This is a genomic window from Nocardia niwae NBRC 108934 = DSM 45340, assembly GCF_001613465.1.
Taxonomy (GTDB): Bacteria; Actinomycetota; Actinomycetes; order Mycobacteriales; family Mycobacteriaceae; genus Nocardia; species Nocardia niwae.
Window position 1 is genome coordinate 122073 of record NZ_BDCK01000018.1, and the last position, 13720, is coordinate 135792.

Genomic DNA, 13720 nt, shown 5'->3' on the forward strand with positions numbered 1-13720 from the left:
CGGTACGGACTTCGAAGTTTTGTCGTGGACAATGTCTTTCACGACTAGCCTGGAAATATGCCGCTGACCCCGCAAGAGCGTCAAGAGTTCCTGGCACAGCCGCATGTCGCGGCATTCTCGGTGGCCGCGGGCGCCGGTCGCGGCCCGCTCACCGTCCCGATCTGGTACCAGTACCACCCTGGGGGCGAGGTGTGGATCCTGACCGGACCGGAGTCGCAGAAGATGCGCTACCTCCGGGAGGCCGGTCGTTTCAGTCTGATGGTGCAGCAGGTCGAGCCCACGGTGCGGTACGTGAGTGTGGAGGGCCCGGTCATCCGGACCGTCCCGATGACCGACGAACTGCACCGCGAGATGACTGCGCGGTACCTGCCCGCCGAATCGGTCGACGCGTACCTGAGAGCGGCCGAGGCCTACGGTGAGCAGATCGCCGTTTACCTGCGGCCGGAGCACTGGCTGTCGGCCGATCTGGGCGACCCGAGCGCGCTCTAGTACCTGCCCTGCAGGTAGTCGACGAGGTGCTCGCGTTCGGTCGCCAGTTCGGAGATCGCGCTCTTGACCACGTCGCCGATGCTGACGATGCCGACCAGCCTGCCCTCGTGCACGACCGGCAGATGCCGGATGCGGCGCTCGGTCATGGTGCGGCGTAGCCCGTCGACCCGGTCGTCGGGCGCGCAGGTGTGCACCGCGGCGGTCATGATCGCCGAGACCGGCGTGTCCAGCAGGTCCGCGCCGCGCGCGTGCAGACTGCGCACCACGTCACGCTCGGAGACGATGCCCGCGATCGTATCGCCATCGGGGGAGACGACGACCGCGCCGATGTTCCGCTCGGCCAGGGTGGCCAGCAGCGTGCGCACCGTTGTTTCGGGCGCGACCGTGGCCACGTCGCTGCCCTTCCTGCGCAGGATCTCCGAAATTCGCATATTTCACCATCCAGACGTCGCGGCACTACCAGGATCGCAAGTCAGCGCTCCGGTGACCAGCACGAATCCGTTACAGGTCGCGGTTCGGTCACGGGGTGGACGTCAGAGGCGGCGCGTGACACTGCGGTCCAGATCGCGGGCCAGCAGGGCGATCGCCGCCTGCGAGATGCCCGCAGAGGTCGCCAGGTCGATCGAGGTCAACTGGGCGATACGGCGCAGGCGGTAGTCGACGGTGTTCGGGTGCACGAACAGCTGGCGGGCGGTGAGCTGCCGGTTCATGTCGTTGCCGAGATAGGCGCGCATGGTGTCGAACAGCTCGGGATGGGCGTCCAGCGGGTCGAGGATGGTCGCGATCCGCCGGGTGGCCGGGCCGCTGCGGGTGAGCTGGTATTCCACCGCCAGATCCGACATCTGGTAGAGGCCGGGCGGCCGGACGCCGACCCGCACCAGATTCAGCAGCTCGTGCGCTTGGTCGGCGGATTCGGGGATCTGATCGGTGTCGGTCGGCACGACGGTCGCGGTGAGCGGGACCTCGGCGGCGGCGGCCAGCAGCTCGAGCGTCGCGGCCGTGAGGACGGTCTCGGCCTCCTCGCCCAGCGGGATGAGCAGTGTGCCGCCCTTGGCGCTGAGCAGGGCCAGTGCGCGGGAGGCGAACACGGTGGCGAGCTCGGATTGCAGCCGCCGCAACTTGCGGCGCGCGGCGACGTTCCCGTCGACGCGCGGGTCGCGTTCGTCCGGATGTTCCGGAATGGACAGGGCGACAACTTGATAGGACTCCGCGATCGGGATGCCGGTCTGCCGGGCCAGTGCCGAGCTGCCGCGACCGCTGAGCAGCGCGGAGGCGAGCGTCTGCGCAGCCGTCTGGTGCTCCTTGGCCACCAGGTGCTGTTCGTCGACGTAGGCGTCGGACACCGCCGCGGTGATCGCCTCGAGCAGTTCGAGCAGCAGATCGGCGGCGACCAGCACCTCCTCCACGTCGTCGGCCTCGGCCGGCGCGGTGACCAGACCGAAGGCGATGCGCAGTCCTTCGTGGTAGGCGCGCAGGATGGTGCTCAGTGGCACGCCCTCCCGCGCCCAGCGGGCGGCCGCCGCGCGCACCGGGCCGAGCTGGTGTTCGTCGGGTACGGTGCGCCGGTCGAACATCTCGGCGGCGAGATTCAGGCAGCTGCGGGTGAGTTTCGTGACGTCTCCGCGTAATTGCTCGCCGGGCAGGGTACGGCAGGGAGCCATGACGTTCTCGAAGTATCCGACCATGTGCGAGGCCACGCTGTCGGTGTTCTGCAGGGGCACCGAAGCCGGCTGTCCGCCGATTTCCAGCACCGGGTCGGACGAGTCGGTGGACAGATCCAACGCGGAGTAGGTCATTACGAGTTCGCTCCCAATGCCACGCCAGGCGTGCGAGATATCGCGCCCGAGTCGATCGATCACTATACGAAAGGGGCGTGGACAGGGGGAGTGATCCGTGAGATCGTCCGGCACCCTGCCCATTGCCTACGACAGCGCTGTTTCCTACAGCTGTCCGCGGGTGAAATGTCGCGGTCCGGCAACGGTGTGGCCGGGTTGCCTGCCGCGCCGAATTCCTCTGCGCCGGAGGGAGGGGCCTACTCGTCGTCCAGCCCGGCTGACAGGTAGGCGGCGGCCGCCAGCCATTGCCTGCACTGCGGGCCGTGCACCTCGTGCGCGGAGAGTATGTCGCGCGCTTGCCGGTAGGTGAGGCCGCGGGGCTCGGCTCCGCAATCGGACATAGCGAATTCCGGTGCCGGGTACTGGCGCGAGGGTTCGCCGCTGCCGCCATCGATGACGGCGACCCGAGGAGAAGTTCGAAATGGCTCGATCATTCGACAACCCCTCGCGTCCGACGTGCGGCGAGGAGGTCGACCTGCCGGTGACGCAAGCTCGAACTCCCTGCGTACCTCCCCGATTTCGAGTTCGAGTCTATGCCTCCGTCACTTGCAAATGCAAGTACATTTGCACGATCGGTCACAGAAAAAACGCCGGCGGCCGCCGGTGCGAGACCGGCGACCGCCGCTGTGCCGCTTGTGGTTTGGCGTCCAGGGGCCTTACGGCTTGCGAGCGACCGCGCCGTAGGCGGAGATCGGCCGGGACTCGCCCACCTCCGTGTCGCCCGCGCGCCACTGCGTGATGGACACGAAACCCGGATCGACCAGCTCCAGTCCGTCGAACACCGCCTTGATCTGCGCCTGCGGGCGGGGGACATAAGGAGTGCCGCCGGTGCCGGTGTAGTTCTCGCACAGGGTGACGTAGGCCTTGCTGTCGTCGGTGCCGTCCCACATCACCAGGTGGCTGCCCGAGGGTACGGCGTCCAGCACGGTGTGCACGATACGCAGGAGTTCGTCGTAGCTCTTGGCGTGGCCGAGGACGCCCATGAACATCACGCCGATGGGCTCGTTGAAGTTCAGGACGTTCTTGGCGTCGGCGATGATCCGCTCGGGATCGTGGTAGTCGGCGTCGATGTAGGTGGTGACGCCTTCCGGTGTGGTGGACGTGAGCAGCGCCCGCGCGTGCGTGAGCACGAGAGGGTCGTTGTCGACGTAGACGATCCGGGCTTCGGGCGTCACGCTCTGGGCGACCTCGTGGGTGTTCTGCATGGTGGGCAGGCCGGTCCCGATATCGAGGAACTGGCGGATGCCCACCTCGCCGGCGAGGTAGCGCACGGCGCGGATCAAGAACTGGCGCGACTGCACCGCCATGGTGGTGATGTCCGGATCGACCTCGATCCCGGCATCGCCTGCGACGCGGTCGATCTCGTAATAGTCCTTGCCGCCCATCCAGTAGTTCCAGATGCGCGCGGAGTGGGGGATGTCGGTCCGGATGAGAGGGCTGTGGTCTTCGGGCATGGGGTTGTACTCCTCGGCAAAAATGTGTCCGCGACACTGCCGTGCTGGTGGGCGCGTGGGTGCGTCGCGAATGACTGGTACATCCGATGTGCACTGTGACAGTACAAGATTCACGCTTGTCCAGCGGGGTGGATCGGGGACCTGATCTCGGTGTTTTCCAGGCGAGGCGAGCATGTTTCACATCATCGGTCCGCCGGGCCCTGTCGGCGGGCACACGCGGTGGCGAACTTCGTGCTATCGTCCGGTGTTGGTGCAGATGCAAGAACGTTTGAACGTGCATCTGCACGAACCGAATCGCCTAACTGCGGTAACCGAGGAGTGGGGAAGATGTCGGATACATCCACCAACGAGATCGTCGGAACTTGGCGCAAGAGTTCCTTCAGTAATGCGAGCGGCAACTGCGTCGAGGTGGCCGAAACGGCCAACGGCCAGGTGGCAGTGCGTAACTCGCGGGACCCGGAAGGCGGGGTCCTGATCTACACGCGTCCGGAGATCGATGCGTTCGTCCGCGGCGCGAAGGCCGGGGAGTTCGACTATTTGACTAGCTGAGCGGTAACATTGGCGGTCGGTACGGTGTGTTTCGCGACAGGTGGTTGTGACACACTGTGGGCAACCCCCGGAGTATCGGAGACGAACTCGATGATCGCTGAACCCGATGACGATGGTCATGCGCAATCCGTTGTCGCGGAACGTGGTCCGACCGTGCTACGCATCGCATTGGGCGGCCAGCTGCGCAAGCTCCGGGAGAAGAGGAACATCACCCGCGAGGCGGCCGGTGACGCGATCCGCGGATCGCATGCCAAGATCAGTCGTCTCGAGCTCGGCCGTACCGGCTTCAAAGAACGTGACATCCGCGACCTGCTGACCCTCTACGGCGTCCACGATCCGGAGGAGCGCGAGTCGTTCCTCGAACTGGCCAGGCAGGCCAACGAGCCCGGCTGGTGGCATCGATACAGCGACCTGCTGCCCCAGTGGTTCGGTACCTACCTGGGCCTGGAACAGGCCGCGAGCAAGATTCGCACCTACGAGTCGCATCTTGTTCCCGGCCTGCTGCAGACACCCGAATACGCCAGGGCCGTAGTGGCGCTCGGGTACGAGGACGGCGACATGGATCGGCGGGTCGCGGTACGTCAGCGCAGGCAGGAGATCCTCTTCCGCTCGGACCCGCCGGTGGTCTGGGCGGTGCTCGACGAAGCCGCGCTGGTGCGGCCCGTCGGCGGCCCGCAGGTGCATCGGGAGCAGATGCTGCACCTGATCCGGCTGGCGAAGCTCCCGAATGTGACGATCCAGGTGCTGCCGTTCACCGCGGGTGAGCACGCCGCGGCGGGGAGTTCCTTCAGCATTCTGCGTTTCGCCGAGCAGGAACTGCCGGACATCGTGTACCTCGAACAATTGACCAGCGCGCTGTATCTCGAGCGGAGGCAGGACCTGGCGCTGTACCTGTCGGTGATGGACCGGCTCAGCGTGCAGGCCGAGCGTCCGGACAAGTCGATCGAGATCATGCAGAAATACGCCGATGGGCACTGAGTTCGCGCGGTAGCGCTAGGCGCGGCCGAGAACCCGATACGCCGAGCGGCCACCTCCGATATCGGAGGTGGCCGCTCGGTTTTCTTTGCTGTCTAATAGCTTGGCGGCGGTAGCTGCCGGAAATCTTGGTTTTCGGGTCGGCGCCCGACGTCGATGGCATCGTGGTGGCTGTCCACCGGCGTCGGGGGACGCGACGAATGTGCTCGTGGCACAGGGTATTTTTGTGGCCCGCCGGGCTCGGACGGCGGGAGGTCTACTGCTTGATGAAGCTGGAGGCGATTCGCCAGAATGTCGCGGGCTGCAATGCCTCGAAATCCCAATCGTCGGCCATCGCGTGCGCGGTGGTGACGATCCGGTCGATATCGAAATCGTGCCGAGTGGCCGCCCCGGTGGATTCGACGGCATCGATGACGTATGCCACGGCGGTTTCCCGGGAAAGTTCGGTATCGGTGTGGCCGCTGTGGGCCGGTAATGTGCTCATATGTCTACCGTTCGCTGGCTGGTCGGCCAGTGCGGTGTCGGTTGATCCGAACCGACCGCCGGTAAGTGGATGTTCCATTCGAACGCCCCTGCTTTGTCTGGCGGCGGCAAACCCATGGCGGCTTCGGCCTTCGGCTCGCCCACGCGGCCTCCCCTGATGGTCCCCTGTAAAGCGTTGCGGGACCGAGTTTATGCCGCTGTGCCTTTCACATGCAAGCACATCTGCACGATCGATTGCACGTGCGCAGACCGCATTTCGCGGCCGGAAGTTTGCGGATGCGGTGCCCGCCGCGGGATATTCAGTCCCGCCCGAATAGGACGTCGGTGCTGTAATCGATCTGTGTACCCGGCTCGACGAATTGGTCCGCCGCTGCCCGCCAGGCGAGAAAATGTTCGGTGAAACGGTGCGCCTCCGCCGCCTCGTCGTCGGTGTAGAGCTGGTACAGGAAGAAGCGGTGCGGGTCCACCCGATCTGCGCAGATGTCGAAGCGCAGACAGCCGGGCTCGGTCCGTACGGAGGCGTCGGCGCTGCGGGATATGGCCGCCAGGAACTCGGCGCGGGAGCCGGGGCGGATCTTCATCGAGACGATTCGACTGAACACGGTTGTTCTCCCATCGTGACCGTTGCGGTCGATCGGCAAGGGCGGTAGGGGGCTGCGCGACAGCTCAGTCGGCCAGTTGCGCAATTGCCTGGCTAATCGGGGTGTCCCCCGAAACGAGTTCGAGGGTCTGCCCGAAGGTGTGCGCGGCGGGCAACAGTCCGGCCAGGACGGCGGCGACGTCGGCGCGGGGGACGTCGCTGCGCCCGACCGGGGGCGGGGCGAGGGCCACCAGCCCGGTTCCGGTGGAATCGACCAACCGGCCGGGCCGCAGGATGGTCCAGTCGAGAGCCCTGCCTCGCACATCGTTTTCGGCCTGGGTCTTGGCGTCGAGATACGCCGCCCATACCTCGTCGGTACCGGGAGCGGGTGGCAGTCCGGCGCCCATCGTCGAGATCTGCAGGAAGCGGCGCACGCCGGTTCGCTCCGCCGTCTCGGCCAGCCGGACGGAGCCGCCCAGGTCGACGGTGTATTTGCGTTCGACACCGCTGCCCGGCCCGGCACCCGCGGCGAAAATCGCCGCGTCGCAGCCCTTTACGACGTCCGCCACCTCGTCGGCTCCCGCCTTCTCCAGATCGCACAGCACCGGCTCGGCGCCGGTGGCGCGCACGTCGTGCGCGTGCTCGGGATTGCGGATCAGGGCGGCGACCTCGTGGCCGCCTCCGGTGAGCAAGGGGGCGAGCAGCAAGGCGATCTTCCCATGTCCGCCTGCGATGACGACGCGCATGCGACGCTCCTTCCGGTCGGGGCGGCGCCCGTGCTCAGCGCTCGGGGCCACCGGGATTACAGCGCGCCTCGACGGTGGCCTGGTAGCCGACCGCCGGGCGCCACGGTTCCAGGTTCCAGCTCGGCTTGTCCGGCTGGACCAGCCGCGCCCAGGCCCAATGACAGAGGAACTGGTCGCGCATGCCGGGTGCGTCGGCGTCCGCCGACCCGTCCACGATCTCCTGCCAGGCCCGGTCGTCCGAGCCGGGAAAGGTGGTCCGCCGACCGGCCTGGGTGGGGAAGACGAGCAGCCGCGGCCCGTCGATCGTCTCGGTCCAGGTGAGGTGATCGATCAGCGGCTGTCCCGCGTAGGGGTCGACGGACGGAACGGCGGCCTGCGGTGTCGAGACCGGCAGCGCGGACGCGCGGGAGGTGGTCGTTGTGGTGGTGGCCGCGGAAGGCCCGGACGCGTCGGCTCCGCAAGCGACCGCCGAGGTGAGCAGGCCGGTCGAGAGCAGAACGGCCGCGCGCCGCCGGGTGCGGAGGCCCTGCGGGTACCGCTGCGCCACGGCCGAACCTCCTGTGTTCTCCTCGGCACCGCTTTCCGGCGTGCTCATCCGAGCCTAGCGAGCCCGCGCCGCCGCGGCGAGGCTCCCCGGCGGGGCCACCGATTGTGGTGGCTTGCCGGTGGGGCCCCGGCTGGGCATAGTCGGTCGGTGCGATGTGGACGGATCATGGTGGGGGCGGCAGGCGTCGTGGTCTCGGTGACGGTCGCCTTGGCCGGGCCCGCGGACGCCCGGGTGGGCGAGGCGCCCGGCACGGTGACCGATCTGGTGGAGCTGGCGGGGAAGCTGCATGTGCGGGGGGCGGCGACCGCCGAGAGGCTGACCTATTGGTCGCGTGGCCCGCGCGGGCCGATGCAGAGCACCGGGGTGCTGTATCTGCCCGAAGGCACGCCGCCGGAGGGCGGTTGGCCGATCGTCGCCTACGCGCACGGCACCTCCGGGATCGCCGACGAGTGCGCGTTCACTCTGCAACCCCGGGACTACTACCTGACCTCGGTGTACCCGGACCTGCTCGGCGCCGGATACGCGGTCGTGATCTCCGACTATGTCGGACTCGGGACCCCCGGTGTGCATCCCTATCTGGACGGTCCCGCCCAGGCCCGCAGCATCATCGACGGCGTGCGCGCCGCGCGGGCGGTGGCACCCGCGCTCGGTACGCGCTGGGCCGTTCTCGGTCAGTCGCAGGGCGGCCATGCGGCGCTGTTCACCGCCCACCTCGCGCCCGGCGACGCTCCGGAACTCGATCTGCGCGGTGCGGCCTCGACCGGCACGCCGTCGAATCTGGACGCGGTGTTTCCGCTGGCCGGGCCCTGGCTGCCGCGGTTGCCGCTGCAGAAGACGACGACCTACTTCGGGATGCTGCTGGCCGGATTGCGGGACGCCGCACCGGAGCTGGACATCGACAGCTACTTGACGCCGGTGGGCCGGGACGTGCTGCGCGTCGTGGAGGAGGACTGCGTGACCGAGGCGGACGCTCAGGTGTCCGGTATCGGCATCGGCGCCATGCTGTCGCGGCCGCTGGACGACCCCGCCCTGCTGGCGACGGTGCGCGCGATGTTGAAGGTACCGACGGGCGGCTACTCCGTGCCGCTGTATCTCGGCCAGGGCCTGACCGACCTGGAAGTGCCCGCGCCGCTGACGCTCGAGCTGATCGCGGAACTGCGCGCCTCCGGCACCGATCTGCGGGTGGGCTGGTATCCGGGCGATCATCTCGGCGCGGCGCGGGAAGCGTTCCCCGACGCGCTCGCGTTCCTGCGCGGTGTGCTCGACCGGCCCTGAGTCCGCTCACTCAGCGCCAGAGCGATCGGCACGGTAGCCTGCGCAGGCCGGGACGCACCTGGCCGTCGACGGTGACGGTGAGCCCGGCGTGGGCAGCGGCCGAGGTGAATTCCCCCGCTTCGGTCCTGGTCGCCGCGTACTCGAGGATCAGCGCGTCCTCGGGGGTGGGACCGTCGAAGTAGACGGTGATCCGCTGGTTCGGCGGATCCAGGGTGTCGTCGCGGTCGGCGAATCTGCGCGCAGTGCCGTCCATGCCACCGTCTCCTTCCTGCCGGTGCGGCAGCCGCGCCGGTAGGTCTGACGGTAAGGGGCCGCCACTGCTGAGAACATGTTCCAGGTTATCGGCTGGAAATGTCACAGAACGGACCTCGTGCGGTCGGGTACAGTCACCAGCCGAGGCGCACGGCCGACACCGTCCGCGCGCTCGAAAGTTGTGAATTGTCAACATGTTCGCTCCGGGCGGTGTACCGGTGCGGGAGATGTTGCCGAGGATGAGCACAGCGTTGAATGATTCAGGAGGCACACGTCGATGAGTCAGGGCCCACGTTCGTTGGGTAGGGGAGTGGGGCGACGTCGTCTCGCACGTGCGATCGGAGCGATGGTCGCGGGCCTCGTGCTGGTCGCGAGCATGGCCGGCGCGGCAACCAGCGCGCCGTTGTACCCCGAGCCCGATCCGGATCCCTTCTATGCGACACCGGCGGATATCGCCGATCGCAAACCCGGCGACGTGATCGCGACCCGGGTGATGCCGCCGCTGGCGATCTTCCCGGAGACCACCGTAACCGTGGTCCGGTTCCGGTCGACGAGCTCGGAGGGGAAGCCGATCGCGGCGACCACCACGGTGCTGACCCCGAAGGCGCATCGCGCCGACGGGCCGCTGCTGTCGTTCCAGCACATCATCAACGGGCTCGGTTCGGAGTGCTCGGTCTCCCGGGTGCTCTACACCGGTGACCCGAACCTGATCGTGCGGGAAGCGCCGGGCTGGAACGTCTTGCTGGCGCGCGGCTGGAGCGTCGCGCTGCCCGACCACCTCGGCCCGAATTTCGCCTACGGCGCCGCGAAGCTCGGCGGGCAGATCACTCTCGACGGGATTCGCGCGGTCAAGCAGGTCACCGAACTCGGTGTGCAGCGCAGCCCGGTGGCGATGGTCGGATACTCCGGCGGCGGAATGGCCACCGCATGGGCGGCGGCACTGCAGCCGAAGTACGCACCGGAACTGGACATCGCAGGCGCCGCCATGGGCGGCGTGCCGATGAATCTCGTGAAGATGCTCGAGGGGCTCGGCCTGAACCCGCACCCGGTGTTCGGGCTCGCGTTCGCCGCCGGATTCGGCCTGGAGCGCGAGTATCCGACTCGCTTCCCGCTGAGTGAGCAGTTGAACGAGCGGGGTCTGGCCGCCCGCGCGCAGATCGCCAACAGCTGCACCAACGACATCCTGTCGACCGGAGCGGGGCACGGCGCGCTGGACTTCGCGAAGACGACCTCGATGATCAACGACGACACCGCGCGCGCCGTCGTCGAGGAGAACAGCCTCGAGCTCTACGACGGCGTGCCGAAGACGCCGGTGTTCGAATGGCATTCGCCGATCGACGGCCTCATCCCGATCGATGCGGTGGTCAACACCGACAAGCGGTGGTGCGCGGCGGGCGCCAAGGTGCAGGCCGAGCAGATTCCGGTGCCGGACCATCTGACCGCGGCGGTGCTCGGCATTCCCGCGGCATTGAACTGGCTGGACGCCCGTTTCCGAGGGGAGCCCGCGCCGAGCAATTGCTGAGCGACGATTCACGGACACCCGAACCGGGACCCGCTCTCCGCATACGGGTCTCGGCTCGGTTGTTGCGATATGGATACGCGACAACACAACTCGGATGCTTTACTGCGTCCAGTCCGGGGCGCTGACGTAGCCTGACGTCCTGGCTCCCGGTCTGACAGGGGACATTTCGGGGGTCGAAGGCCAGTGCGCCCGGGTGCCAGACGACGTTGCCGTTTCGCACCCGAAGGCGTGTGCCATGAGAATCTCGCGTGCCATTGCTGTGGCATTGCTCGCCGCCGGCTCTCTGCTGTCCGTCCCCGCCGCCGCGGAGCCACCGCCCGCGCCGCCGCCGACCGACGTGTCCGGCGTCTTCCCGCCCGGCGGACTCTTGCCCGGCCTGCAACAGCTCATCGATCAGGTGATCCCGCCGCCGCCGATCGCGCCGCTGCCGGAACCGGCTTTTCCCGCGCACGAGGCGACGACGCTGTCGCCGTCGCTGGCGGCGTTGCGCACGGCCACGCTGCCCGCGGCCGTGGGGGACCCGATATTCGACCTACGGCCGGCGAATCTCGACGAACTGACCGCGGGACAGGTCATCGAGGTCCGCGACGTGCGACCGACCGCGGCACCGTTGCTGCTGCTGCCCATCCAGCGCGCGCTGCTGGTGAAGTACCGCACCACCGACGCCCACGGCGCGCCGTCGTACGCCACGGCGACGCTGATCGTCCCCGCCGCACCGTGGCCAGGGCCGGGGCAGCGGCCGGTGGTGGTGAACAACCTGCCCATCGACGCCCTCGGCCGTACCTGCACGCCGGGATACACCCTCGCGCACGGACTCAATCCCGACACCAGCAGCACCGATTTCCTCCCGCCCACGACGCACGTGGCGGCGCTGCGCGGCTACGCCGTGCTGATCCCGGACCACGAGGGGCCGTCGATGGCCTACGCCGAGCCGATCGTGGCCGGACACGCCGTGCTCGACTCGATCCGGGCGGTGCGCGGCCTGCTGCCGGAGGAGTTCGGCGCCGCGAGGTTCGGTCTCGCGGGATATTCCGGTGGCGCGATCGCCACCCACGGGGCCGTGAAGCTGATCGACGGCTACGCACCGGAATTGGCGGACGTGATCGTCGGCGCCGCGCTGGGCGGCGTGCCCGCCGATTTCGAAATGCTGGCGCGCAGCATGAACGGCAATCTCGCCTCGGCGATATTCATGGGCGCGGTGTTCGGGATCGGCCGCGAGCGACCGGAGATCCTGGCCGGGATGAACAATCTCGCCCAGTGGGTGGCCACCTCGCCGGTGAAGAACATGTGCGGCAGCAGCTTCGGGGCGATCGGTGTGCTGATGCTTCCGATCGACATCGCCGCGAATTTCCCCGATCCACTGCATTCCGCGCTGGCCGCGGATATCTATCGGGTGACCAAGATGGCCGGCATGAGGTCGGCCACGCCGCTGTTCATCTACAACGGAGAGCAGGAGTTCTGGATCCCGGCCGAGGGCGCGCGCAATCTCTATCGGGAGCAGTGCCGGCTCGGGGTGCCCGCGGTGTACCGCAGTGTGCTCGGTGAGCACATCATCGCCGGTGCGCTCGGCTATCCGGAGGCGATGATCTGGCTGGACGACCGGTTGCGGGGCCTGCGCGCCCCCGACGAGTGCTGACCGGGTGAAGGCGCCGCGGGCGCTCCGGTAACGCGGTGCGCCTGCCCTCGCGATCAAGACCGTGTCCCCTTCGGTTCGTATGCCCAGATCTGGTGAGGGCGCTCCAGCGGCGTCGTCGTGGCTTTGGGTACCGTGGGCCGGTCGGGCGGGGTCTACGCCCGTTTTGCGAGAGAGGCACATGAACCACATCACGACCACCGCGTCCGAGCAAGCCAAGGCACTGGTGGGGCGGCATTACCGCCTGACCGACACGTACGAGGTGGGACGGGAGAAGATCCGGGAGTTCGCGCGAGCGCTGCAGGACGGTCACCCGGCGCACCGGTATGAAGACGCGGCCGCGGGACTCGGCTTCGACGGGCTCGTCGCTCCGCTGACGTTCTCCTCGATCGTCCTGATGCTGATGCAGCGCAAGATGTTCGAGTCCGTGCTCTCCGGCTACGACCTCGGCCAGGTACTGCAGACCGAACAGTCGATCCAGGTGCACCGGCCGATCGTCGCGGGTGACGAGGTGCGGTGCGACTCCTATATCGAGTCGTTCCGGCAGTTCGGTGACAAGGATTTCATGGTCACCAGGAACGTGCTGAGCAACCAGCACAAGGAAGTGTTGCAGACCGCGCACACGACGGCGGTGGCGCAGACCGGGGTCGACCTCGCCGCGGATCTGCGCGCGGCGGTCGAGGGCGTGATCATGACCGGGCAGTCGGCCGCCGATCGCGCGGAGGCGGCGGCCGCGCGCGAGACCGGCGACGACGGCGGATTGGTCGAGAGCTTCGACGAGGAGTTGCGCCCGGACTCCTCCGACGAGCCACGCAGACCCCGCACCGCTCCCGCTTTCGAGGACTTGTCCGTCGGCATGGAGATCGCCCCGCGCACGGTGCTGCTCTCCCGTGGTGATCTGGTGAACTACGCCGGTGTGTCGGGCGATTCGAATCCGATCCACTTCAGCGACGTGGTCGCGCGCAGCGCCGGGCTGCCCGACGTGGTGTCGCACGGACTGCTGACGATGGGCCTCGGCGCCGGATATCTCACTTCGTGGCTCGGTGATCCGGCCGCCGTCACCCGGTACGGGGTGCGGTTCGCCGGCTTCGCTCCGGTGCCCGCGGCCGAGGCGAGCGCGATCGAATTCCGCGGCCGGGTCAAGCAACTCGATCCGGATCGCCGCGCGGCCACCATCGCGTTGACGGCTACTTGCGGGGAGCGCAAGCTGTTCGGCCGCGCGACCGCGGACATACTGCTGCGCTGAGACAAGGCGCTGCGCGAACAGTCGCGTCTTTCGCTGATATCCGGCGGCTTGGGCGCATTCGCCGCAGTCGCTGCCGGAGTTCGTCGCGCACAAGCACGTGGGTGAACCGTGCCGCAACCGCGTCGTCTCGTGCG

Annotated in this window: 16 protein-coding genes; 7 read left to right on the top strand and 9 right to left on the bottom strand. The window is 68.0% G+C overall.

All coding sequences use genetic code 11. The annotated features are described in order from the left end of the window. The first annotated feature begins 57 nt into the window (after window positions 1-57). Window positions 58-489, top strand: a complete 432-nt coding sequence (locus NNI01S_RS11245) for a pyridoxamine 5'-phosphate oxidase family protein (RefSeq protein ID WP_063019985.1) — start codon at window positions 58-60, stop codon at window positions 487-489. On the opposite strand, the gene NNI01S_RS11250 is transcribed toward NNI01S_RS11245, so the two are convergent. The 4 genes from NNI01S_RS11250 to NNI01S_RS11265 all read right to left on the bottom strand — a co-directional run bounded on the left by NNI01S_RS11250 (window position 486) and on the right by NNI01S_RS11265 (window position 3778). Further along, on the bottom strand, window positions 486-920 hold the full coding sequence (locus NNI01S_RS11250; RefSeq protein WP_063019986.1) for a CBS domain-containing protein: 435 nt from the start codon (window positions 918-920) through the stop codon (window positions 486-488). The two genes, NNI01S_RS11245 and NNI01S_RS11250, sit on opposite strands and share 4 nt — an antisense overlap. Window positions 921-1022: 102 nt before the next feature. Next, window positions 1023-2285 carry a PucR family transcriptional regulator gene (locus NNI01S_RS11255; RefSeq protein ID WP_063019987.1) on the bottom strand — a complete coding sequence of 421 codons (1263 nt, stop codon included), beginning with the start codon at window positions 2283-2285 and terminating at the stop codon, window positions 1023-1025. A 236-nt stretch (window positions 2286-2521) separates the two neighbouring features. Next, window positions 2522-2665: a hypothetical protein gene (locus NNI01S_RS35945; protein WP_245676070.1), complete on the bottom strand. Its 144-nt coding sequence runs from the start codon at window positions 2663-2665 to the stop codon at window positions 2522-2524. Between the two features lie 315 nt (window positions 2666-2980). Beyond that, window positions 2981-3778, bottom strand: a complete 798-nt coding sequence (locus NNI01S_RS11265; RefSeq protein ID WP_063019989.1) for an SAM-dependent methyltransferase — start codon at window positions 3776-3778, stop codon at window positions 2981-2983. A 327-nt stretch (window positions 3779-4105) separates the two neighbouring features. Here NNI01S_RS11265 and NNI01S_RS11270 point away from each other — a divergent pair, with 327 nt between their 5' ends. Continuing rightward, window positions 4106-4327, top strand: a complete 222-nt coding sequence (locus tag NNI01S_RS11270) for a DUF397 domain-containing protein (protein WP_063019990.1) — start codon at window positions 4106-4108, stop codon at window positions 4325-4327. Between the two features lie 90 nt (window positions 4328-4417). Next, a complete protein-coding gene (locus NNI01S_RS11275; protein ID WP_063019991.1) occupies window positions 4418-5305 on the top strand; it encodes a Sco1979 family transcriptional regulator in 888 nt (295 codons plus the stop codon). A 253-nt stretch (window positions 5306-5558) separates the two neighbouring features. On the opposite strand, the gene NNI01S_RS11280 is transcribed toward NNI01S_RS11275, so the two are convergent. The 4 genes from NNI01S_RS11280 to NNI01S_RS11295 all read right to left on the bottom strand — a co-directional run bounded on the left by NNI01S_RS11280 (window position 5559) and on the right by NNI01S_RS11295 (window position 7658). Next, entirely contained in the window at window positions 5559-5786 is a 228-nt protein-coding gene (locus tag NNI01S_RS11280; protein ID WP_063019992.1) for a hypothetical protein, read from the bottom strand. A gap of 298 nt (window positions 5787-6084) precedes the next feature. Next, complete coding sequence (locus NNI01S_RS11285) at window positions 6085-6387, bottom strand: putative quinol monooxygenase (RefSeq protein ID WP_043690427.1); 303 nt, start codon at window positions 6385-6387, stop codon at window positions 6085-6087. Between the two features lie 64 nt (window positions 6388-6451). Then, window positions 6452-7111: an SDR family oxidoreductase gene (locus tag NNI01S_RS11290; RefSeq protein WP_063019993.1), complete on the bottom strand. Its 660-nt coding sequence runs from the start codon at window positions 7109-7111 to the stop codon at window positions 6452-6454. Window positions 7112-7145: 34 nt separating this feature from the next. Next, window positions 7146-7658: a DUF2599 domain-containing protein gene (locus NNI01S_RS11295; RefSeq protein WP_063020112.1), complete on the bottom strand. Its 513-nt coding sequence runs from the start codon at window positions 7656-7658 to the stop codon at window positions 7146-7148. A gap of 165 nt (window positions 7659-7823) precedes the next feature. On the opposite strand from NNI01S_RS11295, the gene NNI01S_RS11300 reads away from it, so the two are divergent. After that, the gene (locus NNI01S_RS11300) at window positions 7824-8933 is read left to right on the top strand and encodes a lipase family protein (RefSeq protein WP_063019994.1); all 1110 of its coding nucleotides are present in this window, start codon (window positions 7824-7826) and stop codon (window positions 8931-8933) included. A gap of 10 nt (window positions 8934-8943) precedes the next feature. On the opposite strand, the gene NNI01S_RS11305 is transcribed toward NNI01S_RS11300, so the two are convergent. Next, window positions 8944-9186 carry a hypothetical protein gene (locus tag NNI01S_RS11305; RefSeq protein ID WP_063019995.1) on the bottom strand — a complete coding sequence of 81 codons (243 nt, stop codon included), beginning with the start codon at window positions 9184-9186 and terminating at the stop codon, window positions 8944-8946. A gap of 345 nt (window positions 9187-9531) precedes the next feature. On the opposite strand from NNI01S_RS11305, the gene NNI01S_RS11310 reads away from it, so the two are divergent. The 3 genes from NNI01S_RS11310 to NNI01S_RS11320 all read left to right on the top strand — a co-directional run bounded on the left by NNI01S_RS11310 (window position 9532) and on the right by NNI01S_RS11320 (window position 13586). Next, window positions 9532-10707: a lipase family protein gene (locus NNI01S_RS11310; protein WP_063019996.1), complete on the top strand. Its 1176-nt coding sequence runs from the start codon at window positions 9532-9534 to the stop codon at window positions 10705-10707. A 235-nt stretch (window positions 10708-10942) separates the two neighbouring features. Continuing rightward, complete coding sequence (locus tag NNI01S_RS11315) at window positions 10943-12343, top strand: lipase family protein (protein ID WP_063019997.1); 1401 nt, start codon at window positions 10943-10945, stop codon at window positions 12341-12343. A gap of 178 nt (window positions 12344-12521) precedes the next feature. Beyond that, window positions 12522-13586, top strand: a complete 1065-nt coding sequence (locus NNI01S_RS11320; protein ID WP_063019998.1) for a fused (3R)-hydroxyacyl-ACP dehydratase subunits HadA/HadB — start codon at window positions 12522-12524, stop codon at window positions 13584-13586. The last annotated feature ends 134 nt before the right edge of the window (window positions 13587-13720 follow it).